The organism is Burkholderia latens (genome assembly GCF_001718795.1).
GTDB classification, from domain to species: Bacteria; Pseudomonadota; Gammaproteobacteria; order Burkholderiales; family Burkholderiaceae; genus Burkholderia; species Burkholderia latens_A.
The window spans coordinates 1032273-1057517 of the sequence record NZ_CP013438.1 but is presented as its reverse complement, the minus strand read 5'-3'; the positions used below and the strand labels follow the sequence as shown (position 1 = coordinate 1057517).

Annotated in this window: 22 protein-coding genes; 9 read left to right on the top strand and 13 right to left on the bottom strand. The window is 67.5% G+C overall.

The genetic code is table 11. From position 1 onward, the window contains the following. Positions 1–178: 178 nt before the first annotated feature. The 3 genes from WK25_RS24060 to WK25_RS24050 form a co-directional block, all read right to left on the bottom strand. Complete coding sequence (locus WK25_RS24060) at positions 179–1513, bottom strand: chloride channel protein (RefSeq protein WP_069242937.1); 1335 nt, start codon at positions 1511–1513, stop codon at positions 179–181. Between the two features lie 168 nt (positions 1514–1681). Next, positions 1682–2932 carry a cytosine deaminase gene (gene codA, locus WK25_RS24055; RefSeq protein ID WP_069242936.1) on the bottom strand — a complete coding sequence of 417 codons (1251 nt, stop codon included), beginning with the start codon at positions 2930–2932 and terminating at the stop codon, positions 1682–1684. A gap of 73 nt (positions 2933–3005) precedes the next feature. Then, positions 3006–3470 (bottom strand): VOC family protein, encoded by a 465-nt coding sequence (locus WK25_RS24050; protein ID WP_069242935.1) that lies wholly within the window; start codon positions 3468–3470, stop codon positions 3006–3008. Between the two features lie 310 nt (positions 3471–3780). On the opposite strand from WK25_RS24050, the gene WK25_RS24045 reads away from it, so the two are divergent. Then, positions 3781–4923 carry a porin gene (locus WK25_RS24045; protein ID WP_040139753.1) on the top strand — a complete coding sequence of 381 codons (1143 nt, stop codon included), beginning with the start codon at positions 3781–3783 and terminating at the stop codon, positions 4921–4923. A gap of 225 nt (positions 4924–5148) precedes the next feature. Continuing rightward, a complete protein-coding gene (locus WK25_RS24040; protein ID WP_040139752.1) occupies positions 5149–5451 on the top strand; it encodes a DUF4148 domain-containing protein in 303 nt (100 codons plus the stop codon). Between the two features lie 103 nt (positions 5452–5554). Here the strand turns inward: WK25_RS24040 and WK25_RS24035 are convergent, their stop codons facing one another. Beyond that, the gene (locus WK25_RS24035; RefSeq protein WP_069242934.1) at positions 5555–6502 is read right to left on the bottom strand and encodes a LysR family transcriptional regulator; all 948 of its coding nucleotides are present in this window, start codon (positions 6500–6502) and stop codon (positions 5555–5557) included. A gap of 189 nt (positions 6503–6691) precedes the next feature. On the opposite strand from WK25_RS24035, the gene WK25_RS24030 reads away from it, so the two are divergent. After that, on the top strand, positions 6692–8875 hold the full coding sequence (locus tag WK25_RS24030; protein ID WP_069242933.1) for an FUSC family protein: 2184 nt from the start codon (positions 6692–6694) through the stop codon (positions 8873–8875). A 177-nt stretch (positions 8876–9052) separates the two neighbouring features. Beyond that, complete coding sequence (locus WK25_RS24025; protein WP_059546830.1) at positions 9053–9265, top strand: hypothetical protein; 213 nt, start codon at positions 9053–9055, stop codon at positions 9263–9265. A 138-nt stretch (positions 9266–9403) separates the two neighbouring features. On the opposite strand, the gene WK25_RS24020 is transcribed toward WK25_RS24025, so the two are convergent. Beyond that, the gene (locus WK25_RS24020; RefSeq protein WP_069242932.1) at positions 9404–10504 is read right to left on the bottom strand and encodes a P1 family peptidase; all 1101 of its coding nucleotides are present in this window, start codon (positions 10502–10504) and stop codon (positions 9404–9406) included. Between the two features lie 56 nt (positions 10505–10560). Beyond that, on the bottom strand, positions 10561–11967 hold the full coding sequence (locus WK25_RS24015) for an APC family permease (protein WP_059546824.1): 1407 nt from the start codon (positions 11965–11967) through the stop codon (positions 10561–10563). A gap of 129 nt (positions 11968–12096) precedes the next feature. On the opposite strand from WK25_RS24015, the gene WK25_RS24010 reads away from it, so the two are divergent. After that, on the top strand, positions 12097–12897 hold the full coding sequence (locus WK25_RS24010; RefSeq protein WP_040139746.1) for a helix-turn-helix transcriptional regulator: 801 nt from the start codon (positions 12097–12099) through the stop codon (positions 12895–12897). Positions 12898–12921: 24 nt separating this feature from the next. Here the strand turns inward: WK25_RS24010 and WK25_RS24005 are convergent, their stop codons facing one another. Continuing rightward, positions 12922–13299, bottom strand: coding sequence for a nuclear transport factor 2 family protein (locus WK25_RS24005; protein WP_040141113.1), 378 nt, complete (start codon positions 13297–13299; stop codon positions 12922–12924). Positions 13300–13787: 488 nt separating this feature from the next. Here WK25_RS24005 and WK25_RS24000 point away from each other — a divergent pair, with 488 nt between their 5' ends. Beyond that, the gene (locus tag WK25_RS24000; RefSeq protein WP_069242931.1) at positions 13788–14162 is read left to right on the top strand and encodes a hypothetical protein; all 375 of its coding nucleotides are present in this window, start codon (positions 13788–13790) and stop codon (positions 14160–14162) included. A 131-nt stretch (positions 14163–14293) separates the two neighbouring features. Here the strand turns inward: WK25_RS24000 and WK25_RS23995 are convergent, their stop codons facing one another. Together WK25_RS23995 and WK25_RS23990 are read right to left on the bottom strand one after the other, a co-directional pair. Further along, positions 14294–15811 carry a CoA-acylating methylmalonate-semialdehyde dehydrogenase gene (locus WK25_RS23995; RefSeq protein WP_040139744.1) on the bottom strand — a complete coding sequence of 506 codons (1518 nt, stop codon included), beginning with the start codon at positions 15809–15811 and terminating at the stop codon, positions 14294–14296. A 49-nt stretch (positions 15812–15860) separates the two neighbouring features. Next, entirely contained in the window at positions 15861–17219 is a 1359-nt protein-coding gene (locus WK25_RS23990) for an aspartate aminotransferase family protein (protein ID WP_040139743.1), read from the bottom strand. A 105-nt stretch (positions 17220–17324) separates the two neighbouring features. Between WK25_RS23990 and WK25_RS23985 the strand changes: the two genes are divergently transcribed. Together WK25_RS23985 and WK25_RS23980 are read left to right on the top strand one after the other, a co-directional pair. Next, positions 17325–18290, top strand: a complete 966-nt coding sequence (locus WK25_RS23985) for a LysR family transcriptional regulator (protein WP_069242930.1) — start codon at positions 17325–17327, stop codon at positions 18288–18290. Positions 18291–18471: 181 nt separating this feature from the next. Continuing rightward, positions 18472–18987: a 2,4'-dihydroxyacetophenone dioxygenase family protein gene (locus WK25_RS23980; RefSeq protein WP_040139741.1), complete on the top strand. Its 516-nt coding sequence runs from the start codon at positions 18472–18474 to the stop codon at positions 18985–18987. Positions 18988–19103: 116 nt separating this feature from the next. Here WK25_RS23980 and WK25_RS23975 read toward each other — a convergent pair whose 3' ends face one another. Both WK25_RS23975 and WK25_RS23970 read right to left on the bottom strand, forming a co-directional pair. Then, the gene (locus WK25_RS23975) at positions 19104–20252 is read right to left on the bottom strand and encodes an epoxide hydrolase family protein (RefSeq protein WP_069242929.1); all 1149 of its coding nucleotides are present in this window, start codon (positions 20250–20252) and stop codon (positions 19104–19106) included. Positions 20253–20330: 78 nt separating this feature from the next. Next, on the bottom strand, positions 20331–21293 hold the full coding sequence (locus WK25_RS23970) for a GlxA family transcriptional regulator (RefSeq protein WP_069242928.1): 963 nt from the start codon (positions 21291–21293) through the stop codon (positions 20331–20333). Positions 21294–21435: 142 nt separating this feature from the next. Here WK25_RS23970 and WK25_RS23965 point away from each other — a divergent pair, with 142 nt between their 5' ends. After that, positions 21436–22236 (top strand): SDR family NAD(P)-dependent oxidoreductase, encoded by an 801-nt coding sequence (locus tag WK25_RS23965; RefSeq protein WP_069242927.1) that lies wholly within the window; start codon positions 21436–21438, stop codon positions 22234–22236. A gap of 113 nt (positions 22237–22349) precedes the next feature. Here the strand turns inward: WK25_RS23965 and WK25_RS23960 are convergent, their stop codons facing one another. Both WK25_RS23960 and WK25_RS23955 read right to left on the bottom strand, forming a co-directional pair. Next, positions 22350–23699, bottom strand: coding sequence for an MFS transporter (locus tag WK25_RS23960; protein WP_069242926.1), 1350 nt, complete (start codon positions 23697–23699; stop codon positions 22350–22352). Between the two features lie 90 nt (positions 23700–23789). Beyond that, positions 23790–25157 (bottom strand): MFS transporter, encoded by a 1368-nt coding sequence (locus WK25_RS23955; protein WP_069242925.1) that lies wholly within the window; start codon positions 25155–25157, stop codon positions 23790–23792. Between the last annotated feature and the right edge of the window lie 88 nt (positions 25158–25245).

The following is a 25245-nucleotide window of genomic DNA, read 5'->3' as shown; positions in this document are numbered from 1 at the left end:
GGCGCGGAATCGCGCGGATTCTTGCACAGAACAGCAACGTGCGCTTCGGCGCGCCGTGGATCGGGATCGCCAGGCGATACATCTCGCAAAACAGGTCAAGTCGAGGAGCGGGAAAAAATAGCGTCGCGCGGCCCGGCCGAGCCGCGCGCAACAGCCGAAGCGACGAAGCCGGCGCGGATCAGCGAGTTGCCGTCAGCGGCGTGGTTGCCAGCGCGCTCGCCTGCGCACGCCGCTCCGCTACTTGCTGCGCGAACCGGTACGCGACGAGCGAACCCGCCACGGCGAGCAGCATCGGCACGAGGCTGTCGTGATTCGCGCGCGTGAATTCGAGCAACAGCACGACGGCCGTGATCGGCATCTGCATCGACGCGGCGAGGAACGCGGTCGCACCGATCAACGCGCAGCCGCCGATCGACGCGCCCGGCCATACGACGCTCCACAGCCCGCCGAGCACGACGCCGAGCAGCGCGCCATTTGCGAGACCGGGCGTCAGCAGTCCGCCCTCGGCGCCGGCGCGCAGGCTGCCCGCCTCGATCGCCACCTTCAGTACGAGCAGCGTCGCCGCAAGCCCGATCGTCAGCGAGCCGTCGAATCCCAGTGAAGCCGGCCCCTTGCCGTTGCCGAGCAGTTGCGGAAAGCGCATCGCCAGCACGCCGATCACCGCAAAGTTGATCAGCGCAAGCAGCGGCAGTTGCCGGCCCTTCGGCGCATCCGCGCGTGCGCGACTCGTGAGCCGCACGAAGCCGTATGCGGCGAATCCGAACAACGGGCCGCAAACGATGGACCACGCGACGAGCGGCGTGCTCAGCACGAACGCGGGCACCGTGTACTGATGTTCGTTGCCGAGGCCGATCCATGCGACCGCCGCCGCGAGCGCCGACGTGACGACGGCCACCACCAGCGCGCGCAGTTCGAACGTGCCGAGCAGCACTTCGAGCACGAACACCGCGCCGCCGAGCGGCACGTTGTAGACGGCTGCGAGCCCGGCACCGGCGCCGCACGCGACCATCAGCCGGCAGTCGGACGGCGTCAACCCCGCGCGGTGCGCGAGTCGCCCGGCCAGCAGCGAGCCGATCTCGCGCGGCGCGACTTCGCGGCCGAGCGGCGAACCGAGCGCGACGGTCACGATCTGCAGCAAAGCGTGAACCGTCGTGCTCACGAAAGGCATCCGCGGATCCGCGGCGCGCACCGCGCGGCGGATGCTCACGAGCGGCCGTCCGTACCGGTACAGCGCCCACCAGCCGCCGCCCGCGACGAGCCCGCACACGACGAGCACCGCAACGCGCCGCAGCGGATCGGCCCGGCTCACGCCGGTCAGGAAGCTCTCGGTGCCGACCACGTGCGCGAGGCTGTAGCCGTACGCCAGATGCTGGATCGCGTGCAGCAGCAGCGCGAGCAGCATCCCGCCGAATCCGGCGCCGACGCCGGTCAGGATCGTGACGGCAGCGATCCGCGCAAACGGACTGGCGGACGGCGAAACAGACGCGGGAGCGGACGGGAGATCGAAGCGCATGGTATCGGCGAAACGGTAGGCCAAGGGACGGCGTGCCCGTGCACGCCGCTGTCAGCACCGAATCGTAGGCCTCGCCGTCTCATGAAACAAACGTATTTTTCTGATCGACTCATGAGTTTCGTGCATTCGACAAGCCACGCGACGCGGGGCGCCGCCACCGCACCCGCGTCATGCCGGGTACGTCACACGCTCGGGGTCCCGCCGCATGATCACCTTCCCGCCGCGTATCGACAGCGCCGCTTTCGCCTGTCGGCGCACCGCTTCGTAGTCGCTGTCGGCATCGAGCACGACCAGGTTCGCCGGCCGGCCGAGCGCGATTCCGTAGCCGTCGCCGAGGTGCATCGCCGTCGCGCCGTGATCGGTGACGAAATCGAGGCAACGCTGCAGATCCTGATAGCCCATCATGTGGCAGATGTGCAGGCCGGCATCGAGCACGCGCAGGATATTGCCGTTGCCGAGCGGATACCACGGATCCTTGATCGAATCCTGCCCGAAGCACACGTTCAGGCCCGCGCGGTCGAGTTCCGCGACGCGCGTGACGCCGCGGCGCTTCGGAAACGTGTCGAAACGCCCCTGCAGATGGATGCTCTCGGTCGGGCACGACACGAAGTTCAGGGCGGCGCGCTTCAACAGCCGGAACAGCTTCGAGCAATACGCGTTGTCGTACGAGCCCATCGCGGTCGTGTGGCTGGCCGTCACCCGCGCGCCCATGCCGCGCACCCGCGCTTCCTCCGCGAGCACTTCCAGAAAGCGCGAATGCGGATCGTCGGTCTCGTCGCAGTGCACGTCGACGAGGCAGCCAGTGCGCTCGGCCAGGTCCATCAGGAAGCGGATCGAGCTGACGCCCTGCTCGCGCGTGTTCTCGAAATGCGGAATGCCGCCGACGACGTCGGCGCCGAGCTCGATCGCCTGCTCCATCAGCGCGCGGCCGCCGTCGAACGACTCGATGCCCTCCTGCGGAAACGCGACGATCTGCAGATCGATCAGTCCGCGCGCCTCGTCCTTCACTTCGAGCATCGCCTTCAGCGCGGCAAGCGTCGGATCGGTGACGTCGACATGCGTGCGCACGTGCTGGATCCCGTGATCGCGCAGCATGCCGATCGCCGCATGCGCGCGCGCCTTCGTGTCTTCGTGCGTGATCGTCGCCTTGCGCTCGGACCAGCGTTCGATCCCTTCGAACAGCGTGCCGCTCATGTTCCATGCCGGCTCGCCGGCCGTCAGCACGGCGTCGAGATGGATATGCGGCTCGACGAGCGGCGGGATCGCGAGGCGGCCCTGTGCATCGATATCGTCTGCATCGGGCGGGCTGGCCGGTGTGATGAGCGCGGGCTGCACGTCGATCCGCGCGATCTTGCCGTCGTGGATGCCGATCGTAAACAGCCCGTCGCGACCGCGCAGGCGTGCATTGAAGAGATTCATGTGGGTCTCGGCGTCAGGCGGCGCCAGCGCGCCGCGTAGTGGGGAAAACCGGCGTCGGCAAGGCGCGCCGCACTCAGTCGAAGGATTCGATCGTCAGCCCGGTCGCCGCGCTCATCTCGTCGTTCGTCACGTCGCGCACGTGCTTGCCGAACGTCCAGACGTGCCGGCCGGGATCGCGCGCGCGATACATCCGATCGCCGTAGAACGCGTCGGCCGGCGCCTGCAGGATCTCCGCGCCCGCCGCGCGCGCGTGTTCGCAATGCGCGTCGATATCCGCGTCGTCGGGCAGATGCACGTGCACGTGCTGGGTATTGCGGCCGTCGGTGTCTTCCGGCGACGCGATGAAGTCGGCCCACGTGCCGCCGATCATCACGAGACTGTCGCCGAATTTCATTTCCGCATGCGCGATGTCGCCTTCCGGCGTCGTGACGACGAGCGAGCGCGCGAAACCGAATGCACGTTCGAGCCACGCAAGCGCGGCTTTCGGATCGCGGTAGCACAACGCGGCACTGAAGGAAGGACGGTGATGCGTGGTCATCGAAGTCTCCTTGGCTCGGCAGGGGTCCGCCCATTCTCCACGCGCACGGCACACCGATCAACTCCCGTGGCCGCCGGCGCGCATGTTGTCCATGCGCGACACGGCCCGCGCGGCGGCGGCCCGGCAAGGCTCGCGCGATTCGCTCGAACGCCCGCCATTCGGCTGCCGCGGCGGATTGTGAACGCCGTATGACGCACTGTTGCGCACATCGCAATGGAGCGCTCGCGGGCCGGCGCGCGGAATCGGGCGCACGCGCCCCTACACTTGCGCCGAACTTTGATTACCCCGTTCCACACGCAGGAGTCCCCGCATGAATAAAACCCTGATTGCCGGCGCATGTGCCGCCGTGCTGTTCGCCCCGCTCGCGCACGCGCAAAGCGCGGTCACGCTGTATGGCCTGATCGACGCCGGCATCGCCTATACCAACAACGTGAACGGCGCCGCGCAGTGGCGCATGGCGTCCGGCACGATCAACGGCAGCCGTTTCGGCCTGCGCGGCAGCGAAGATCTCGGCGGCGGCCTGAAGGCGCTGTTCGTGCTCGAGAACGGCTTCAACGTGAACAACGGTTCGCTCGGGCAGGACGGCAAGCTGTTCGGACGGCATGCTTACGTCGGCCTCAGCCAGGCCGGCTACGGCACGCTGACGCTCGGACGCCAGTACGACACGATGGTCGACTTCGTCGCGCCGCTGTCCGCAACGGCCGGCGACTTCGGCGATGCGGGCTTCGCGCACCCGTTCGACAACGACAACCTGAACCACTCGGTGCGCATCAACAACGCGGTCAAGTACACGAGCGATACGATCGCCGGCTTCAAGGTCGGTGCGCTGTACGGCTTCTCGAACTCGGCGAACTTCGCGGGCAACCGCGCGTACAGCGTCGCCGCAAGCTACACGAACGGCCCGCTGAAACTGGCCGGCGCATACCTGCAGATGAACGGCACGAAGGGCTCGACGAGCGCGAGCCCCGGCGCGACCGACGTGGCCGAAGCGAAGAGCGTGAGCCAGGGCGGCTGGTCGGTGGGCGCGGACCGCATGCGCACGTATGGCGGCGGCATCAGCTACGTGTTCGGGCCGGCGACGGTCGGTTTCGTCTATACGCGCTCGCAGTACGACAACACGGGCTCGTTCGGCTCGACCGGTCAGGTCGCATTCAACAACTACGACGTCAACGTGCGCTACGCGGTGACGCCGGCCGTCAGCCTGGGCGCTGCGTACGTGTATACGGATGGCAGCGTGTCGAACCCGGACAGCAAGCACGGCACCGATCCGAAGTGGCACCAGGTCGACCTGCAGGCCGTCTACAAGCTGTCGCGCCGCACCGACCTGTACGCGGAAGCGATGTATCAGCACGCGTCCGGACGCGGCTACCAGGCGTTCATCAACACGTCGGGCGGCGCATCGAGCACCGCGAATCAGATCGTCGGCACGATCGGGATGCGCACGCGGTTCTGATCGCGACGGCGCAGCCTCTGACCGCGCGCCGGCCGCCTGCCCTGCCCGTGTCGCATGAAACGGGTTCGATCGATGCGGACGGCGCGCCAATGTTGTGTCATCTGGAAAGCTGCGTGCCTGGAATCGGGGTTTTTGCGGCCGCACGTGCTGCATAGACTGGCTTCGACGGTTCGGATCGGTCGTCGATCGACGAGCCGGCGTCACACCCGCTTACAGGAGAACATCGTGAAATCGCTCGCCGTCACCGCTGCTGCTGCCGTCCTGCTTGCCGCACCGGCCCTGTCGTTCGCGCAGTCCGCCCAGTCGCCCGTTACGCGCGCGCAAGTGCTGCAGGAGCTGTACGACCTCGAGTCGGTCGGCTACAACCCGTCGCTCGGCGACGCGGGCAACTATCCCGACGACCTCATGGCCGCGCAGGAGCGCCTCGCGGCAAAGCGGCTCGCCGAGCGCAAGGCCGCGCAAGCCGCATATGGCCCGGCCAATGGCGGCGCGACCGAGTCGGGCGTCGCCGTGAAGCCCGCGCTGTAAGCACATCGCGCCCGCATGACGTCGGTCATGCGGGCGCGGTTTGCGTCGCCGAGGGCGACCGGTGTGCATGCGCCGCCGCATGCGACACGCGCATGAACTTCGCTCAGGCGGCCTGCGGTTCGCGGCCGATCGCGTTCAGCGTCTCGACGTCGTGCGCGATCATCCCCGGCACCTGTGCACGCAGCATCTCGACCCACGTGCGCACCTTCGCATCGATGAAGCGGCGCGACGGGTACAGTGCATACACGTTCATCTTCTGCAGGATGTGGCTCGGCAGCACGCGCACGAGCGTGCCGTCCTGCAGCGCATCGATCGCCGAATACAGCGGCAGCATGCCGATCCCGATACCGTCGCGAATCGCGAGCGCCAGGGACTCTGCGGTGTTGGTCTGAACCGGCCCGGCAACATGGATCTGCTCGACGCCGTCCGCGCCTTCCAGCACCCATTCGTGGGTCGGGAATGCGGGGGTGCAGAGCGTCAGGCAAGCATGTGCGCCGAGCTCCTGCGGGCGCGCCGGCGCGCCGTGGCGCTTCACGTACTCGGGCGACGCGCACAGAATGCTGAACGTCGAGCCGAGCAGGTGCGACACGAGTTCGGAATCGGGCAGCGACGATGCGGTCACGACGGCCATGTCGCTCGTGCCGTCGAACAGGTCGGGCATGCGCTGCGACAGCGACAATTCGATCGACACGTCCGGGTATTGCGCGTGATAGCGCGTCAGTGCGGGCATCACGTAGTGGTGGCCGACGCTCGCGAAGCTGTGCATGCGCAGCACGCCGGCCGGCCGCTCGTGCGCGCAGCTCGCTTCTTCCTCGGCGCGATCGACGTCGGCAAGGATCTGGCGGCAGCGCCGCAGATAGTTTTCGCCGGCCGACGTCAGCGCGAGACGGCGCGTCGAGCGATTCATCAGACGGGTGCGCAAACGCGCCTCGAGCTCCGACACCGCGCGCGACATCGCGCCCGTCGTGGAATTCAGCGATTGCGCGGCCGCGGTGAAACTGCCCGTCTCGACGACGCGCGTAAACACCCGCATGTTTTGTAGCGTATCCATTCCTGTGAACCACCTGTAGCGGAGCCGCTATTTTCCTCCAGCAGGGGCGACAGATTGTTACGCGGCATGCAACTATCGTTTCCCCGCAGCTGCGTTAATGCGCACGCGCCGCCCTCCTACAATCGGCGCCTCATCAGTCGAACGGACCCGTCCGGACGCGCCGCGACACCGCACGCGCCCCTTCTTTTCATGAAGCCACAACCTGCGATCGAGCAACCGTCCATCGAACCGGCACGATGGAGAACCTGGCTCGATCCGCTGGGCGGCGCCGCGCGCGACTGGGCCTCGAGCGACGGATTGATCTGGCTGCACCTCGCGAAGACCGTGCTGGCTGCACTGCTCGCGATGGGCATCGCGATGCGGCTCGAGATGTCGCAGCCGCGCACGGCAATGACGACCGTGTTCGTGCTGATGCAGCCGCTGTCGGGAATGGTGTTCGCGAAGAGCTTCTACCGCGTGCTCGGCACGGCGGCGGGCCTCGTCGCCGCACTCGCGCTCGGCGGACTGTTCGCGCAACAGCCGGAGCTGTACATGACCGGCATCACGCTGTGGATCGGCGCATGCATCGCGCTCGCGGTACGCAATCGCCACTTCCGCTGGTACGGGTTCGTGCTCGCCGGCTATACCGCTGCGCTGATCGGCCTGCCGGCGGTGATGACGCCGCAGACGCTGTTCCAGTCCGCGCTCACGCGCGCCGCGGAAGTCGCCCTGGGTATCGCGTGCTCCGGCGCGGTCAGCGCGCTGATCCTGCCGCTCAGCTCCGCGAAGGCACTGATGCGGTCATTGAGCACCCGCCATGTGACGTTCGCGGCGTTCGCGGCCGGCGCGCTGTCGGGCGAGCTCGCGCGCGGCGATTTCGAACGGCGCTTCGCCGATTTCGTCGACGAGATCGTCGGCTTCGAAGCCAATCGCGCATTCGCGTCGTTCGAGGATCCGCACATTCGCGCACGCAGCCGCCGGCTCGCGCGGCTGAACAGCGAGTTCATGAACGCGTGCACGCGGTTGCATGCGTTGCACCAGCTCGTGAAGCGCCTGCGCGCGAACCGGTCGGACGCCGTGCTCGAAGCGCTCGCGCCGCACGTCGACGGGCTCGCGCAGCGAGTCACCGCGTTGCGCGACGAACGGCAGCGCGGGATCGCGTCGACGACGGGCGCGCTGCTCGAACTGCGCCGCTTTCATCGTGCGTTGCCGAAGGCTGCCCGCGCGTCGCGTCGTGCGATCGAAGAGCATGCTGCCGGTGGCGTGCTCGATTTCGATACGGCGATCGAGCTGATGTATCGCTTCATCGGCGAGTACGTCGGTTATGCGGATACCTATGCATCGCTCGACCGCGACGATCGCGCGCTCGAACGCTCGGTCACGCGCTACGCGGTGAAAACCAATTCATTCTTTGTCGGCTTCGCGTTCCTGCGCACGCTGGTCGCCGTCGGTGCGATGAGCGCGTTCTGGATCGCGTCCGAATGGCCGAGCGGCTCGCTCGCCGTGATCGCCACCGCCATCGCGTGCGCGCTGAGCTCGACGTCCCCGCGTGCGCCGAAGTTCGTCGCGCAAATGGCGGTCGGCGCGGCGTTCGCGACGGCCGCCGGCTACGTGTACCTGTGCCACGTGTATCCGAACATCGACGGCTTTCCGCTGCTGTGCGCGGCACTCGCGCCGGTGCTGGGCCTCGGTGCGTTTCTCGCGATGCGGCCGGGCCTGTCCGGCTACGGGATCGGCTTCGCGGTGTTCTTCTGCCTGCTGGCCGGCCCCGACAACACGATCGCGTATACGCCCGAACTACTGGTCAACAACGGCTTTGCCATCGTCGTCGCGATGCTCGCGTGCTCGCTCGTGTTCGCTGTCGTGTTTCCGACCCACATGCCATGGCTCACCGCGCGCATCGCACACGATCTGCGCCGCCAGGTGACGCTCGCGTGCGAAGGCCCGCGAGACGGCCTCGCCGCGCGCTTCCAGTCGAGCACGCATGACCTGATGGCGCAACTGCGCACGCTGCTCGTCAGACGTACGCGTCAGCATCGCGATGCGCTGCGCTGGATGCTGTCGACGCTCGAAGTCGGCCATGCGGTGATCGACCTGCGCGACGAACTGCATGGTTTCTGCGCATCGAAGCCGCCGCAGGCGCTGCGCTGGACCACGGCCGTCGATCCGGTGCTGCGCGAGCTGCCGCGCTTCTTCGACGATCCGACGCCCGTGCATCACGCGCGGACGCTGAAGTCGGTGAACCTGGCGATCCGCGCCGCGCAGCACGCGCTGCACGCGTGGTACGCAGTGCCCGATGCGCGCCACCAGATGCAGCGCATCGTCGGCTGTCTGCACTTCATCCGCAGTGCGCTGCTGGACAAGGACGCACCGTTCAACCGCCATCGTCATTGACGACCGTCTCCTGCCGACCGTGAGCAACCGGGAAGACCCGGAATCGATGCGCACGCAACATGATCCTTGTTCCGATTGGAAATAAGCTCTCCACCCGCGGTGCTTAATCCTTAAGCAGTGCGAGCCTATAGTTGCGTCACTGCCACCGAGACTGGCACCGACCCTGGAGAAACCAAAATGAAGCCGCTGCACCTCGCCCTCGTTGCCCTGTCGCTCACCGCCGCCGTCGCGCATGCCCAGCCTGCGCCGGCCGATGTCGCGCAGCAGCCGGCGAACCGAGCCGAAGCGACGCAGGCCGCCGGTCGCGTCGATCGCAATCGGCCGACGCAGGAAGACCCGAACGCATGCGTCGGCCCGGTCAGCTTCTGCAACGTCTACTTCGGCAGCTGAGCATGACGCCGCGTCGTCACGGCCCGGCCCGCCGCGCGCGCGTTGCACGCATCGCCAGTGCACGCGCAAGACGGGCCGGCCGGTCGCCGCACCGTCACTGCGCGCCTCGCCGCTTCGACTGAGGCGGCGCATGCCGTTTCACGCACCGCGCGCCGGCCGCCAACCGACTTCGCGCAACGCATCGAGCAAGCGCGCCGGCCCAAGGCCTTCGACGCGCGCGCCGCGCGATTCGACGTCGGTTCCGGCCACCAGCGCATTCACGATCGCTTCCTCCACCGCGTCGGCCGCCGCGACGAACAGCGCGGAGATATGGTCGTTGTTCACCATTTTCACGGCCGTCGCCGGCGCACCCTTGCTGCCGTAGTTCGCGGCCGGCAGCCCATCGTTGCCGGTGGCGAACGCAAGGAAAATGTCGCCGCTCGAATCCTCGGTGCCGCCGCCCGCGCGGGCGAGCCCGACGCTCGCACGTTGCGCGAGCCGCGTGCATTGATGCGGCAGCAGCGGCGCGTCGGTCGCGAGCGTCACGACGATCGAGCCCATCCCTGCTTCGCCGTGCGCGTGCGCGGCGCGGAACGGCGAATGCACGTGCCGCAGCACTTCGCCGACCGGATAGCCGGCCACGCGCAGCATCTCGCGCACACCGTGGTTCGCCTGCACGAGCGCACCGACTGTCCAGCCGCCCGCGACCACGCGCGATGCGGTGCCGATCCCGCCCTTGAACTCATGGCAAATCATCCCCGTGCCGCCGCCGACGCCGCCTTCGGCAACGGGCCCCGACTGCGCGGCGGCCAGAGCGCGCTCGACGTGTGCGGCGCTCACGTGCTGTCCCCAGATGTCGTTGAGCACACCGTCGTAAGTTTCCATTACGACAGGCATGCACCAGTAAACGCGGCCGGCCGCCGCTTCGCGTTCGTTCGCGACCAGCGCGTCGCGCACCGCGCCGATGCTGTGCGTGTTCGTATAGGCGATCGGCGTCGTCAGCAGGCCCGCTTCGCGGATCCATTCGAGCCCGGTCGCGTCGCCGTTGCCGTTCAGCACGTGAACGCCCGCGAAGCACGGTGAATCGTGCGCGGCGCCCGCGCGCGGCTCGATGATCGTGACGCCGGTGTGGATCGATGCGTCGCCGTTCTCGACGTTCAGCGTGCAATGCCCGACCCGCACACCCGGGACGTCCGTGATCGCGTTGAAGCGGCCCGGCGTACCGAGTCCGATGCGGATGCCGAGATCCCTCGTGCGCATGATGCAATTCCTCCAGTGTTTTTGCGGTGTTTTGGCGGTTCGGTGTGCCGGTACGGTCACAGCGAACGGAACGTCTCGCTGTGACGCGCCCACACCGCATACATCGCAAGCGCAGCCGCCAGCAGTCCGCCGATGATGATCAGGTCGGTCGGCTTCGTCGCGGTGGCGAGCGTCGTGTACAGCGTGTACGCTGCCCCGGCGACCGCGACGAGCGGCGTCAACGGCCACAGCGGCATCCGGTAGTGATGTTCGACGTCGCGGCGCACGAAGCGGCTTGCGAGCGCGGCCAGCCCGACGACGAGGTAGATCAGCAGCAACAGGTCGACCGTGAACGCGGTCAGCTCGTCGAGGCTTGACACGAACACGAGCCCCGACGACGGCGCCGCCAGCGCGAGCGTCGCGAGCCAAGGGGATTCGAAGCGCGGATGGATGGTAGAAAATGCGCGATTGCAGCCGCGCGACCAGAGCGCATGGCGGCCGCTGCTGTACAGCAGGCGCCCCATCGTGATTACGATCGCGATGATCGCGTTGAACACCGACAGGAAGATCCCGCCGCTGACCACGCGCGACACCGCCGGATTGCTCAGTGAGCGCACGACGTACCCGATCGGATCCGCGCTCTTCGTCAGCTCGGTCAGCGACGGCGCACCGAGCACGATCGCGGTGAGCGGCACCAGCTCGACGACGAGAATCACCAGCAGCGAATAGATCACGGCTTTCGCGACGTTGCGGTTGCCGCCGCGCAGGTCCTCGGCGAGATACGCGGCGGAGCCGAAGCCGTTGTAGCAGAAGATCGCCGTGCCGATCGCGGGCACGATCGCCGCGAGCGTCGCTGGCACCAGCGCGGTGCCGCTCGCGACGACCGGCGCGACGAGCACGTCCGCGCCGCGATGCGGCGAGCCGAAGCCGAGCGCCGCGATCAGCATCAGCACGCCGATTTCGACGACGAGAAACGCGCCGGTGATCCACGCGTTCGTCTTGATGTTCAGCATCCCGAGCACGTAGCTGAGCAGCACGATCGTCAACGCGACCGACTGATTGCTGAAGTGCGTGCCGAGCGCGTTGTTCAGGTATGGCGCGGCGCCGCTTGCGAGCACGGCCGGAATGAACACGCTGACGGACAGCACCGTGATGAAGGTCAGGTAGCCGGGCAGCGTGCCGAACACGCGCTTGGCCATCACGTATTCGCCGCCCGCGCTGCGGTGTGCGGCGCTGAGCTCCGCGTAGCAGAGCGCGAACGCGAGCGCGAGCACGCCGCCGAGCACGAACGACAGCACCGCGCCGCTCCCGGCCTGCTGGATCGCGAACGGCGCGATCACGAAGATCGAGCTCGCGGGCGTCACGCCCGACACGGTGATCATCACCGCATCGCGCACGCTGAGCGTCTGTGACAACGCGCGCGGCCCGTCTTGCGTGGCAGGCGCCGCTTGCAGCGTGCCCGTCGATTCCGACATCATCGCCATTTCGTTCTCCTGTTGCTTTGCTGCCGTTTTTTGAACGCCCATACTCGGGCCCGAATCATTGCGTGGCAGTCTAGGAAGCCAAATTCAGGACCGCTATTCCCCGTTCGTGTTACGCCCTCCGGTGGTGGTATGGATCGACTCTTCTCCGAAATCGCGATGCATCAGGCGCTCGGCCGCGCGATCGATCATCTCGGCCAGCCGCGCTTTTGGCGCTTCCTGGTGCTGCTGCTCAACGAGATGGTGCCGTTCGACAACGCGCTCGCAACCGCGATCGGCCGCGACGGCGTGCCGCTCGTGCTCGACGAATACGACACGGGCGGCGCCGACTGCGCGTCGCCGGTACCGCTTTACCTCAATGGGTTATATCTGCTCGATCCGTTCCTGCAGGCCGCGCACGACGGGCTCGCCGACGGCTGCTACCGGCTCGAGGAAGTCGCGCCGGACCTGTTCCGGCAGAGCGAGTATTTCCTGAGCTATTTCCGCGATGCGGTCGGCGACGACGAAATCCAGATCCTGCTGCGCCCGACTCCGGACCTGCTGCTGTCGCTATCGCTCGGCGCAGCCACGCGCTTCGACGTCGAGCCGCTCGGCAAGCTCACGGCGGCGATGCCGTGGGTGCTCGCCGCGATGCGCCAGCACTGGCGGCTGATCGGCGACGCCGCGCGCGCGACGCCCGACGACGATCTCGGTGTGCGCGTCGAGCAGGCGCTCGCGCGCTTCGGCGCGGGTGTGCTGACCGATCGCGAAATGGCGATCGCGAGAATGGTGCTGCGCGGCAATTCGTCGAAAGCGATCGCCGAGCGGCTCGCGATTTCACCGGAAACGGTGAAGGTGCACCGGCGGCATCTTTACGCGAAGCTCGGGATCTCGTCGCAGCCGGAGCTGTTCTCGCGATTCATTCGGGCACTCGGCGACGATGCTGCCGGATAGGCGCTGCAATGCCGGCGCGCGTCGTCAGCGCGCCGGTTCGATGAAGCCGCCATCGGGCGCCTGGTGCGGCACGTACCAGCCGAAATACACTTCGGCCTCGACGATCCGCCCGTCGCACACGCGCAGGCGTTCGGCGTTTCGGAAACGCCGGCCGGCGGTCGTCGCGGCTTCGTAGACGACGAACACGTATTCGCCCTGCACCGCGACGTCGACGAATTCGAAGCCGGCGAGCATCGTGCTGTTCGGCCAGCAGCGCGCCAGATACGCATCGCGGTCGAGCCGGTTGTCGAGCGGGCTCGTGAAATGAAAGTCCGGCGCGATCAGCGCTTCGATCGCGTCGCGGTCCTTGTCGACGTACGCACGATAGCTCGCACGCGCGACGTCCCCGGGATCGTCTGGCATCGTCGTTACCTCCGCGAAGTAGCGGCGCGTACGACCCGCCGCTCGCCACATCGCAAGCAATCCACGTGCCGCGCCGCCGGCCCGTCATTGCACGTGCACGTATCGTGCCGGCATGCCGGCCGACGCGCTTCGCGCCGCCATTCGAGTTCGTTGCCCTTCGTGTCGCTCGCCGGGCGTTGGCGACACCGACGCCGCGCGGCACGCATGTGGCGGTTCGTGCAAGTCGGGGCCGGATCTCGCACGCGGCTTCGCAGAGACGCACGCCTGCGTTGCATCGGACATACGGATCGGGCGATACGCCCCCGGTTCGGCTCGCGGCGCTGCCAAAAACCGCCTATGGTGAAAGAAGCGGGGCCGTTGCGCCGCCACCCGACTTCACGTCGCTCGCACCGGCGGCCACGGCGCCGCGTTCCGGCACCATTCCACGCGATCGCGCACGCCCGGCCGTGCATGCAATCGCGCCGCCAACCGGACTATCAGGAGGTCCCATGAAAGCCGCGCTGCTCGTCAGTTCCGCCGTGCTCGCCATGGCGTCGGTTTCGGCCTCGGCTCAAGGCTCGATCACGAAAGCCGAAAACGGCCTGCTCGTCGCCGCGAACGGGATGACCGTCTATTCGTTCGACAAGGACAAGCCCAACGCCGGCACCAGCGCATGCACGGGCCAATGCGAAACCCTGTGGCCGCCGTACAAGGCCAGCGCGACGGACGTTCCGGCCGGCCCTTACACGATCGTCAAGCGCGACGACGGCAGCCCGCAATGGGCATACAAGGGCAAGCCGCTGTATTTCTTCTCGAAGGACATGAAACAGGGCGACCGCAATGGCGACAACTTCAACAACGTGTGGCACGTGGTCACGCCATAGACGTTCGTTCTGCGCGTTCCGCGCGGGCGCCGCCGCAGCCGCCGCGCGCGTAAAAAAACCCGCTCCGGCCGGAGCGGGCCTGCGGCGTTCGTGCAGGCTGGCGCGCGTCGCGCCAACCTGCCGGCCGCGCATCAACGGTTCGACGGGAAGCTGAACACCGCGCCTTCGCGCACGCCGGCCGACGGCCAGCGTTGCGTGATCGTCTTTCGCTTCGTGTAGAAGCGCACCGCATCCGGGCCGTACGCGTGCAGGTCGCCGAACAGCGAGCGCTTCCAGCCGCCGAACGAGTGATACGCGACCGGCACCGGCAACGGCACGTTGATGCCGACCATGCCGATCTGGATGTTGTCGCTGAAATAGCGCGCCGCTTCGCCGTCGCGCGTGAACAGGCACGTGCCGTTCCCGTATTCGTGCGCGTCGATCAGCGCCATCGCGTCGTCGAGCGACTTCAGGCGGATCACGCCGAGCACCGGCCCGAAAATCTCGTGCTGATAGATCGGCATGCCCGGCTTCACGTTGTCGAACAGGCACGGGCCGAGGTAATAGCCGCCGTCGTGGCCGTCGACCTTCACGCCGCGGCCGTCGACCACGAGCGTCGCGCCCGCCGCCACGCCCGCGTCGACGAACCCCGTCACCTTGTCGAAATGCTGCTTCGTGACGAGCGGCCCCATGTCGACGCCCGCACCGTTGCCCGGCCCGACCTTCATCTTCTCGATCTCGGCCTTCAGCCCGGCGACGACCTGGTCGCCCGTTTCGTCGCCGATCGCGACGACCAATGGGATCGCCATGCAGCGCTCGCCGCAAGAGCCGTACGCGGCGCCCATCAACGCGTTCACCGCGTTGCCGATGTCGGCGTCGGGCATCACGACCGCGAAGTTCTTCGCGCCGCCGAGCGCCTGCACGCGCTTGCCGTGCGCGCAGCCCGTCGCGTAGATATATTCGGCGATCGGCGTCGAGCCGACGAAGCTCACGGCCTTCACGCGCGGGTCGGCGAGGATCGTGTCGACCGCTTCCTTGTCGCCGTTCACGACGTTCAGCACGCCTGGCGGCAAGCCGGCCTCGAGCGCGAGTTCGGCCATGCGCAGCGTCGACGACGGCGTGCGCTCGGACGGCTTCAGCACGAACGTGTTGCCGCAGGCGACGGCCATCGGCCACATCCACAGCGGCACCATCACCGGGAAGTTGAACGGCGTGATGCCGGCTGCGACGCCGAGCGCCTGGAATTCGCTCCACGAATCGATCGCGGGGCCGACGTTCTTGCTGTGCTCGCCCTTCAGCAGCTCCGGCACGTACGTCGCGTATTCGACGTTCTCGATCCCGCGCTGCAGCTCGCCCATCGCATCGGCCAGCACCTTGCCGTGCTCGGCGGTGATCAGCGCGCACAGCTCGTCCGCGTGCTCTTCGAGCAGCGTCTTGAAGCGGCTCATCACGCGTGCACGCTTCAGCGGCGGTGTATTGCGCCATGCAGGGAATGCGGCCTGCGCCGACGCGATCGCGGCCTCGACGGTCAGCTTGTCGGCGAGCGCGACGCTCTTGCCCGATTCGCCCGTCGCCGGATCGAACACCGGCTGGACGCGACTGCCGCCGTCGACGCGCTTGCCGTCGATCAGGTGGCCGATGGTGGAAGTAACGTTGCTGTCGTGTTTCATGTATCTGGCTCAGTCGTGAATTCGGTTGTCGCTGGAAACGGGGCGCGGCTCAGTCCACTTCATTCAGCGCATCGGACAGCGCATTCACGAGATTGTCGATCTCGCGCTTCTCGGCGATGAACGGCGGCGCGAGCTGGATCGTGTCGCCGCCGTAGCGCACGTAGAAGCCCTTCGCCCAGCAGCGCATCGCGATCTCGTACGGGCGCCGTGCCGGCTCGCCCGGCAACGCGGCGATCGTCAGGCCGGCCGCCAGCCCGTAGTTGCGGATGTCCGCGATGTGGCGCTGGCCCTTCAGCCCATGCACCGCTGCCTCGAAATGCGGCGCGAGATCGCGCACGCGGGCCACCGCGTCTTCCTTCACGAGCAGGTCGAGCGCCGCGATGCCCGCCGCGCAGGCGACCGGATGCGCCGAGTACGTGTAGCCGTGCGGAAACTCGAGCATGTACTCGGGGCCGCCCGCGGCCATGAACGTGTCGTAGATTTCCTTCGTCGCGACCACGCCGCCGAGCGGCTGCGCGCCGTTCGTGACCTGTTTCGCGAAGTTCATGATGTCCGGCGTCACGCCGAATGCGGCGGCGCCCGTCATTGCGCCGGCTCGGCCGAAGCCCGTGATGACTTCGTCGAAGATCAGCAGGATGTCGTGCGCGGTACAGATGTCGCGCAGTCGCTTCAGATAGCCCTTCGGCGGGATGACCACGCCTGCCGAGCCGGAGAACGGCTCGACGATCACAGCCGCGATGTTCGATGCGTCGTGCAGCGTGATCAGGTCGAGCAGGCGGTCGGCCAGCTCGGCGCCGTTGTCCGGCATCCCGCGCGAGAACCGGTTTTCGGCAAGCTGCGTATGCGGCAGGAAATCGGCTTCCACGCCCTGACCGAACAGCTTGCGGTTCGCGCCGATGCCGCCGACCGAGATGCCGCCGAAGTTCACGCCGTGATAGCCCTTCTCGCGGCCGATCAGGCGCGTCTTCGTGCCCTTGCCCTTCGCCCGCCAGTAAGCGCGGGCCATCTTCAGCGACGTGTCGGCCGCTTCCGAGCCCGAGCCGGTGAAGAACACGTAGTCGAGGCCGGCGGGCGTCAGTTCCTTGATCTTGTTCGCGAGCTCGAACGACTTCGGATGGCCGAACTGGAACGCCGGCGCGTAATCGAGTTGCGCGATCTGGCGGCTCACGGCTTCCGTGATTTCCGCGCGGCCGTGGCCGAGGCCCGTGCACCACAGGCCCGACAGTCCGTCGAAGATCTTGCGGCCTTCGGCGTCCGTGTAATACGCGTCCTTGGCCGACACGATCATGCGCGGGTCGGACTTGAACTGGCGGTTTGCGGTGAACGGCATCCAGTGGGCGTCCAGCCACGCGGCGTCGGTGCGGAGGTTTGTCTCTTCCTGTTGCTTGGCGATAGTCGTATCGGTCATGTCGGTCGGCGCCGCGCGCCCCTCCTTCCTGTATTGATCTTGCGCATTGTCGGTACGCCAATTAGTCTTTTGAATATCGCAATATCAATGTTTACTTGCGCAACTATGCAAGCAAAGAAACCGAAGAGCCGCGCGCTGCTGGGGCAGCTCAGCGACATGGATCTGCGGCTGCTGCGCGTCTTCAAGGGCGTCGTTCAATGCGGCGGGATGGCGGCGGCCGAGCTCGAGCTGAATATCGGCATCTCGACGATCAGCCGGCACGTGAAGGATCTGGAAACGCGTCTGGGCCTGGTGCTGTGCCGCCGCGGCCGCGCGGGTTTCACGCTGACCGCCGAGGGACAGACCGTCTACGAGGAAACCCTGCGGCTGCTGGCCTCGATGGAGGCATTTCGCAGCAGGATCGACGGCATTCACGACAAGATGGGCGGAGAACTGCACGTCGCGGTGTTCGACAAGACGGCCACCAACCCGAACGCGCGGCTTGGCGACGCGATCCGCCAGTTCGCGGACGAGGCGCCCGACGTCGCGCTGAACCTGCACGTCGCGTCGATCAACGAAGTCGAGCGCGGGATCATCGACGGCAGCTATCAGGTCGGAATCATTCCCGCGCACCGCAACTCGGGCAGCCTCGTATATTCGGAACTGTTCGACGAGCGGATGCTGCTGTACTGCGGCCGCCAGCATCCGCTGTTCGACGCGCCGCACGGAAAGCTCACGTGGACGACGATCCGCAACCACGCATTCGCCGGCCTCGGCTTCCACTCGCCGAACATGGAGCTCAGCCATCGTGCGAAGCTCACGCGCAGCGCGACGGCGTCCGACCAGGAATCGATCGCGACGCTGATTCTCTCGGGCCGCTATCTCGGCTTCCTGCCCGACCATTACGCGGAAAGTTTCGAAAACAAGGGGTTGATGCAGCCGATCGCGCCGCACCGGTTCAATTACCGGTGCCGGTTCGTGAGCCTGCTGCGGCGCTCGCCGCGACCGTCGCGCGCGGCGCTGCTGTTCCAGTCGTGCCTGGAGGCCGCGCATTCGGTGGTGCGGCCGGGCGGCAATGGCGGCGACGCCTAGAGCGGTCCGGCTCGGGCTGCGCGGCCGCCGTCTGCGGGTTGCGGCTGGGGCGGCATCCGCCTTGCATCACGAAACAGACGGCGGCCGATGCGGCCGCGAACCCCGGCGCCGCGCCGCTCCCCGCCGGCCGATTTCCGTCTGCGATAATGCGCGCTTCCCGTTTTCCGCTTCGCCTTTCGCCATGACGCAGCCGTCCGCCCCGCTACCCACCGACCTGCCGCCGATCTCTTGCCTGCCCGGCGACGCGCTGCCGTGGCTGCCGATGAGCGCTGACTTGCCGGGGCTCGCGATCAAGTATCTGCATATCAATGCGGCGGAAGACACGTTGACCGCGCTGCTCAAGATGCCGGCCGGCGGCACGCTGCCGCGCCACCGTCACGACGGCGAGGTGTTCGTTCATACGCTGCAGGGCGCATGGCGTTACCGCGAGTACGAGTGGATCGCGCAGGCCGGCTCGACGGTGCTTGAGCCGGCAGGCTCCGTGCATACGCCGGAGACGCTCGGTGCGCCGGGGGAAGACGTGATCACGCTGAACGTGATGCGCGGCGACCTGGTGCTGCTCGACGACGACGGCCGCGAAACCGCGCGCGAGAATTGCCGCGTCGCGCTGCTGCGCCAGCGCAAGCACGCACGCGCGGCGCCGCACGACGCGACGGCGTTCGTCACGCGGCAAGACAAGCAACGGGACATGCGATAAGCCATGCATCCTCGCCGGCTCACCGCGCGCCGTTGCGGCGCTTGTCGCTGGCGTGCGGATGACCGCAATGCAGTGCAGTGCGGGCAGGTCGCGCACTTGCGCCGCCATCCCGTTCGCTAGCGAAAACGCCGGAAAAATCGCCGAATGTCGTCGGCGAGCAGCGCCGGCTCTTCCATCGCCGCGAAATGACCGCCGCGCGGCATGTCGGTCCACTGCACGACATCGAACACGCGCTCGAGCCAGGTGCGCGGCGGCCGGCTGATTTCCTTCGGGAAGCGCGCGAATGCGACGGGCGCCGTCACGCGTTGCCCGGCCTCGAAGCGCATCGGCTGCAGACGGTTTTCCCAATACATCTGCATCGACGAGCCGATGCAGCCGGTGAACCAGTAGAGCGAGATCCCGGTCAGCAGCGTGTCGTGCGAAAAGCGCCGCGCGACGTCGCCGTCGCAGTCGCTCCATGAGCGGAATTTCTCCGCGATCCATGCGGCCAGCCCGGCCGGCGAATTGTTGAGCGCAACGGCCAGCGTCTGCGGCTTCGTCATGTGCACGTGCGCATAGCCGCCTTCGAGCGCCGCCCATTCGCCGCGCTGCGCGACGAACGCCCGCTCATCGTCGGTCAGCGGCGAAGTCGCGTCCGTCGGCGGCTCGTAGCTGCCGGGCAGATAGTTCAGGTGGACGCCATCCACCACGTCCGCATGTCGTGCGCCGAGTGCGATCGACACGGCCGCGCCCAGATCCCCGCCTTGCGCGCCGAAGCGCCGATATCCGAGGCCGGACATCAACGCGGCCCAGCAGTCGGCAACCTGAAACGCCGACATGCCCGACGCCGCTGGAGCGGGCGAAAACAGGAAGCCGGGCAATGACGGCACGACGACGTCGAATGCGTCTTCCGGATCGCCGCCAAACGCCGCCGGGTCGCACAGGCGGTCGAGCAGCGCATCGAATTCGAACACGGACCCCGGCCAGCCATGCGTAATCACGAGCGGATAAGGCGCTCGCCCGGTACCGCGCCGATGGATGAAATGCACGCGCTGGCCGCCTGTGTCCGCGACGAATTGCGGGAGCCGGTTCAATGCGCGCTCGGCCGCGCGCCAGTCGAAGCGCTCTGCCCAATATGCGGTCAGCTCGCGCAGCCACGCGCCGTCGATGCCCTGCTGCCACGGCTCGGCGGGTGTCAGGCGCGGCGAGCGCACGTCGCGCAGGCGACGCCGCAGGTCGTCCAGCGCGTGATCGGATATCGCAATGTCGAACGGCTCGGGCTGCATCGTCGCTCCTGGTCAGGCATGTCGACGCATTCTGCGCGATTTTCGCGGCGCGCGCCGGCGCGCGTCGCGCCGCCCGTATCAGCCCGTTTCCCGTGCATCCGCACGCGCTTCGCGCCGCACCGCCTGCGGCGGCACGCCGAAACCGCGCACGAACGCGTCGCGCAGGTGGCGCCGGTCGCGAAAGCCGTTTTCCTTCGCGATCACGTCGAGCGGATGCCGGCTCTGCTCGATCATCAGCCGCGCGGCTTCGAGCCGCAGCCGCTCGATCGCCTTCGCCGGCGACTGTCCCGTCTCGAGCGTGAACACGCGGCTGAACTGGCGCGGGCTCAGGTGGACCGCGCCAGCCAGCTCGTCGACGGTCAGCGCACGGCCCAGGTTTCGCCGCGCATAGTTCAGCGCGTCCTGGATCCGGTCCGATTTCGGCGCAAGATCCAGCATCTCCGAATGCTGCGACTGCCCGCCCGCACGGCGCTGGTGCATCACCAGCTTGCGTGCGACCGCGCGCGCGACGTCCGCGCCGAGATCCTTTTCCACCATCGCGAGCGCGAGGTCGAGGCCGGCCGTCATCCCGGCCGAGGTCCAGACCGGACCGTCGACGATGTAGATCCGGTCCTCCTCCACGCGAATGTCCGGAAATTGCTTTTGCAGGTCGCGGCCGTACGCCCAGTGCGTGGTCGCGCGCCGCTGCGCGAGCAGCCCCGCCTGCGCAAGCACGAACGCGCCCGTGCAGATGCCGGCGATGCGCCGCGCACGCGCGTTCGTGCGGCGCAGGAACGCGACGACGTCGGCCGGCGCCGGCGATGCGAGCGGATCGTTGACGCCCGCGACGATCCAGGTATCGACGTCGATGCGCCGACCGCGCAGCGCACGCGTGGCGACCGGCAAGCCGAGAGACGACCGTACGTCGCCGCCGTCGACGGAATAGTTGCTCATCGCGTAGAACGGTTGGCCCGCAGTCAGGTTCGCGTACTCGAACACGGATTGCGCGGCGAGCGCCATGATCTGGAACCCGTCGCTGATCAGAAAGCCGATTCGGTGCATGGATATCTCCGGTGCCGGGCACGCCGGTCGTCGCCGTCGGCCCGATGTCCGAAATCATACCTATCTACGTCATTTGTGTCGCCGCGATTCGAAGCCAGAATGCACTCACGCACTCACCCTTTCCCCGACATGGAGCGACATCATGACTGAAGCACATCGCGGTACCGCCGTCATTACCGGCGCATCGTCCGGCATCGGCGCGATCTACGCCGACCGGCTCGCGCGCCGCGGCTACGACCTGATCCTGGTCGCGCGCAATCGCGACCGGCTCGCCGCCCTCGCCGAGCGCATCACGAACGACACGCAGCGCAGCGTCGAGATCGTCGGCGCAGACCTCAACGACCGCGCGGCGCTCGGCGCCGTCGAAGCGAAGCTGAAGGAGGACGCGAGCATCACCCTGCTCGTGAACAACGCGGGCGTCGGCACGCATGCGCCGCTGCTCGACAGCGACGTCGACGCGATGACGCGCATGATCGACCTGAACGTGACCGCGCTCACGCGCCTGACGTATGCGGCCGTTCCCGGCTTCGTCGCGCGCGGCCGCGGTGCGGTGATCAACATCTCGTCGATCGTCGCGATCTCGCCGGAAACGCTCAACGGCGTGTACGGCGGCAGCAAGGCGTTCGTGCTTGCATTCAGCCAGTCGCTGCATCACGAGCTCGCCGACAAGGGCGTGCAGGTGCAGGCCGTGCTGCCCGGTGCGACCGCGACGGAATTCTGGCAGACCGGCGGCCTGCCGATCGAGCACCTGCCGAAGGAGATCGTGATGTCGGCATCGGAGCTCGTCGACGCGGCGCTGGTCGGCTTCGAGCGCGGCGAACTCGTGACGATTCCGTCGCTGCACGCGGTTGCCGAGTGGGATGCGTACGAGGCCGCGCGGCGCACGATGGCGCCGCATTTGTCGACGAATACGCCGGCGCCGCGCTACGCGGCCGTGCGCTAGTCGGCAGTATTGGCGGCGCCCGGCCCGCGAGTATTTCACCTGACCGAACCCCGGCACTCGGGCCGGACGGCATCGTCCGGCCTGACACGTCGCTGCCTCCACGCGAAGGCCGATCAACGCCGCGCGTGCGCCGTCTCGCGCGAAGTCGCGCGCACTCCCATCAGCATCGCGACCGCACACGCGGCCAGCAATCCGGCGATCATCAGCATCGCGGAATCCATGTTGCCGGTGCGCGTGCGGATCACGCCGACGATCCACGGCGTGATCATTCCGCTCGACACGCCGATGCTGCTGATCAGCGCGATCCCGCCCGCCGCGCCGGCTCCCGAGAAATACGCGGACGGCACGGCCCAGAACACCGGATGCGCGGCAAAGATCAGCATTGCCGCGATCGACAGCAGCGCCATCATCGCGACGATGCTCGGCAGGTGCAGCGTCAGCAGCGCGAGCGCCGCCGCGCCACCGAATGCGCACGCGGCGAAATGCCAGCGACGTTCGCGCTTGCGGTCCGAGCGCCGCGCGATCGCGATCAGGCCGGCTGCGCCGATCGCGTTCGGTACGATCGACAGCAGGCTGATGTGGACCACATCGTGAATGCCGAACTCGCGAATCATCAGCGGCATCCAGAACAGCAGCATCAGCAGCGCGGTCGTCAGCGAGAAATAGATGAACGCGAACAAATACGTGCGAGGCTCGGCCATCACCTGCCGCAGCGAAGACGCCGGGTGCGCGCGTGCATCCGAGCGATCGGCGGCCAGGTCGGCCGCAAGCCGCTGCCGGTCGTCGTCGGACAGCCAGCGTGCATGTTCGGGGCGGTCGCACAGCCAGAACCACGCGATCACGCCGAGCAGGATCGCGGGCGCGCCCTCGATCGCGAACATCCATTGCCAGCCGTGCAGCCCGAGCACGCCGGCCATCCCGCGCATCAGCCATCCGGACAGCAGCCCGCCGACCATTCCCGCCACTGCGACGCCCGCGTAGAAGATCGACAGCACCGATGCGCGCCGACGCGCCGGATACCAGTACGTCAAATAGAACACCACACCGGGGAAAAAGCCGGCTTCGAACAGCCCGAGCAGGAAGCGCAGCACGTAGAAGTGCGTCGCGCTGTCGACGGTGATCATCGCGACCGACACCGCTCCCCACAGAACCATGATCCGCGCGAACGTGCGGCGCGCGCCGAAGCGGCGCAGCAACGCGTTGCTCGGCACCTCGAACAGCACGTAGCCGACGAAAAACAGAACCGCGCCGAGGCTGTACATCGCGTCGGTCAGCCCGAGGTCCTGACGCATCTGCAACTGTGCGAAGCCGATATTGCTGCGGTCGAGAATCGACACGATGTAGCAGATGAACAGGAACGGCACGATGCGCATGCCGATGCGGCGATACAGCGCGTCGTCGCCGGACGCACGGGAACCGGACGCTTCCGCTTGAACGGCGTCCGCTTGCACAGGGATCGACATCGATCGTCTCCTCGATGGAATGCGAATATGACGGGCGCGCGGGAAACCCGACGCCGGCCGCCGCCGCCCGCTCGCGGAGGCCGGCCATGTTCACGCGCGTCGCGCGGCTTCGCCCTTCACGCCGAGCATCAACGCGGCGCCGCTCAGCGCGAGCAGCGCGGCCAGCAGGTACACGGCGAGATCCATGCTGCCGGTGCGTGTGCGGATCAACCCGATCGCCCAGGGGCTGACGATCCCGCTCGTGATCCCGATGCTGCTGATCAGCGCGATCCCGGCCGCGGCCGCGTTGCCCGACAGATAACGGGTCGGCACTGCCCAGAAGATCGGCAGCGCCGCGAAGATCAGCGTCGCGGCAACCGACAGGCACGCAAGCATCGCGGCGAAGCTGTGCAGGTGCAGCGTCAGCGCCGCGAGCGCGAGCCCGCCGCCGATCGTGCAGCACGCGAAGTGCTTGCGACGCTCGCCGGTGCGATCGGAGCGGCGCGCGATCAGGATCAGCCCGATCGCGCCGACCGCGTTCGGCACGACCGTGTAAAGGCTCACGGCCAGGACGTCGGTCACGCCGAAGTCGCGGATCATCAGCGGCATCCAGAAGTTGAGCGTCAGCGACGCGCAGGTCAGCGAGAAGTAGATGAACGCGAACAGATAGACGCGCGGGTTCGCGAGCGCGGCCGCCACGCTGCGCTTGTCATGCGCGCCATGCGCGCGGCCATCGGCGCACAGTGCGGCCACGCGCGCTTTTTCGTCGGATGTGAGCCACGCGGCATCCTGCGGCCGGTCGACCAGATACGTGAACGCGAAAAACGCGAGCACGATCGCGGGCGCGCCTTCGATCGCGAACATCCACTGCCAGCCGTGCAGCCCGAGCACGCCGCTCATGTCGCGCATGATCCAGCCCGAAATCAGGCCGCCGAGCACGCCCGCAACCGCGACGCCCGCGAAGAACACCGAGATCGCTGCCGCACGGCGGTTCGCCGGAAACCAGTAGGTCAGGTACAGCACGATGCCGGGGAAAAAGCCGGCCTCGAACACGCCGAGCAGGAAGCGCAGCACATAGAAATGCGACGGCTGCGACACGAACATCATCCCGGTCGACGCGACGCCCCACAGCAGCATGATCCGCGTGAACGTGCGGCGTGCGCCGAAGCGCGCAAGCAACAGGTTGCTCGGCACCTCGCAGAACACGTAGCCGACGTAGAACACCGCGGCACCGACGCCGTACATCGCATCGCTGAAGCCGAGGTCGTGCTTCATCTGCAGCTGTGCGAAGCCGATGTTGATGCGGTCGAGGAACGACACCACGTAGCAGAGGAACAGGAACGGCACGATGCGCCACGCGATCTTGCGGAACAGCAGCGCGTCGCCGGCATCATCGGCGGATGCGGATGCGGATGCGGAAGCCGGCGCCGCGACGCTCGCGTGCGCGACCGCTGCTTCGGCGGGAAGCGATTGGGGCATGTCTGTCTCCAAACGGGCCGCGCGATGCGAGCGCGCAGCAGTCTCCGAGGGCGTGCGTGCGCCCTGCTTTCTTGTGAGATCGGAATTC

Coding starts and splice junctions, on each gene's coding strand:
- WK25_RS23960 (WP_069242926.1), bottom strand. CDS start 23,699: ATGTCGATCCCTGTGCAAGCGGACGCCGTTCAAGCGGAAGCGTCCGGT.
- codA (WP_069242936.1), bottom strand. CDS start 2,932: ATGAATCTCTTCAATGCACGCCTGCGCGGTCGCGACGGGCTGTTTACG.
- WK25_RS23970 (WP_069242928.1), bottom strand. CDS start 21,293: ATGCACCGAATCGGCTTTCTGATCAGCGACGGGTTCCAGATCATGGCG.
- WK25_RS24045 (WP_040139753.1), top strand. CDS start 3,781: ATGAATAAAACCCTGATTGCCGGCGCATGTGCCGCCGTGCTGTTCGCC.
- WK25_RS24035 (WP_069242934.1), bottom strand. CDS start 6,502: ATGGATACGCTACAAAACATGCGGGTGTTTACGCGCGTCGTCGAGACG.
- WK25_RS23965 (WP_069242927.1), top strand. CDS start 21,436: ATGACTGAAGCACATCGCGGTACCGCCGTCATTACCGGCGCATCGTCC.
- WK25_RS24030 (WP_069242933.1), top strand. CDS start 6,692: ATGAAGCCACAACCTGCGATCGAGCAACCGTCCATCGAACCGGCACGA.
- WK25_RS24025 (WP_059546830.1), top strand. CDS start 9,053: ATGAAGCCGCTGCACCTCGCCCTCGTTGCCCTGTCGCTCACCGCCGCC.
- WK25_RS24015 (WP_059546824.1), bottom strand. CDS start 11,967: ATGGCGATGATGTCGGAATCGACGGGCACGCTGCAAGCGGCGCCTGCC.
- WK25_RS24060 (WP_069242937.1), bottom strand. CDS start 1,513: ATGCGCTTCGATCTCCCGTCCGCTCCCGCGTCTGTTTCGCCGTCCGCC.
- WK25_RS24005 (WP_040141113.1), bottom strand. CDS start 13,299: ATGCCAGACGATCCCGGGGACGTCGCGCGTGCGAGCTATCGTGCGTAC.
- WK25_RS24050 (WP_069242935.1), bottom strand. CDS start 3,470: ATGACCACGCATCACCGTCCTTCCTTCAGTGCCGCGTTGTGCTACCGC.
- WK25_RS23975 (WP_069242929.1), bottom strand. CDS start 20,252: ATGCAGCCCGAGCCGTTCGACATTGCGATATCCGATCACGCGCTGGAC.
- WK25_RS23980 (WP_040139741.1), top strand. CDS start 18,472: ATGACGCAGCCGTCCGCCCCGCTACCCACCGACCTGCCGCCGATCTCT.
- WK25_RS23990 (WP_040139743.1), bottom strand. CDS start 17,219: ATGACCGATACGACTATCGCCAAGCAACAGGAAGAGACAAACCTCCGC.
- WK25_RS23985 (WP_069242930.1), top strand. CDS start 17,325: ATGCAAGCAAAGAAACCGAAGAGCCGCGCGCTGCTGGGGCAGCTCAGC.
- WK25_RS24010 (WP_040139746.1), top strand. CDS start 12,097: ATGGATCGACTCTTCTCCGAAATCGCGATGCATCAGGCGCTCGGCCGC.
- WK25_RS23955 (WP_069242925.1), bottom strand. CDS start 25,157: ATGCCCCAATCGCTTCCCGCCGAAGCAGCGGTCGCGCACGCGAGCGTC.
- WK25_RS24020 (WP_069242932.1), bottom strand. CDS start 10,504: ATGCGCACGAGGGATCTCGGCATCCGCATCGGACTCGGTACGCCGGGC.
- WK25_RS23995 (WP_040139744.1), bottom strand. CDS start 15,811: ATGAAACACGACAGCAACGTTACTTCCACCATCGGCCACCTGATCGAC.
- WK25_RS24000 (WP_069242931.1), top strand. CDS start 13,788: ATGAAAGCCGCGCTGCTCGTCAGTTCCGCCGTGCTCGCCATGGCGTCG.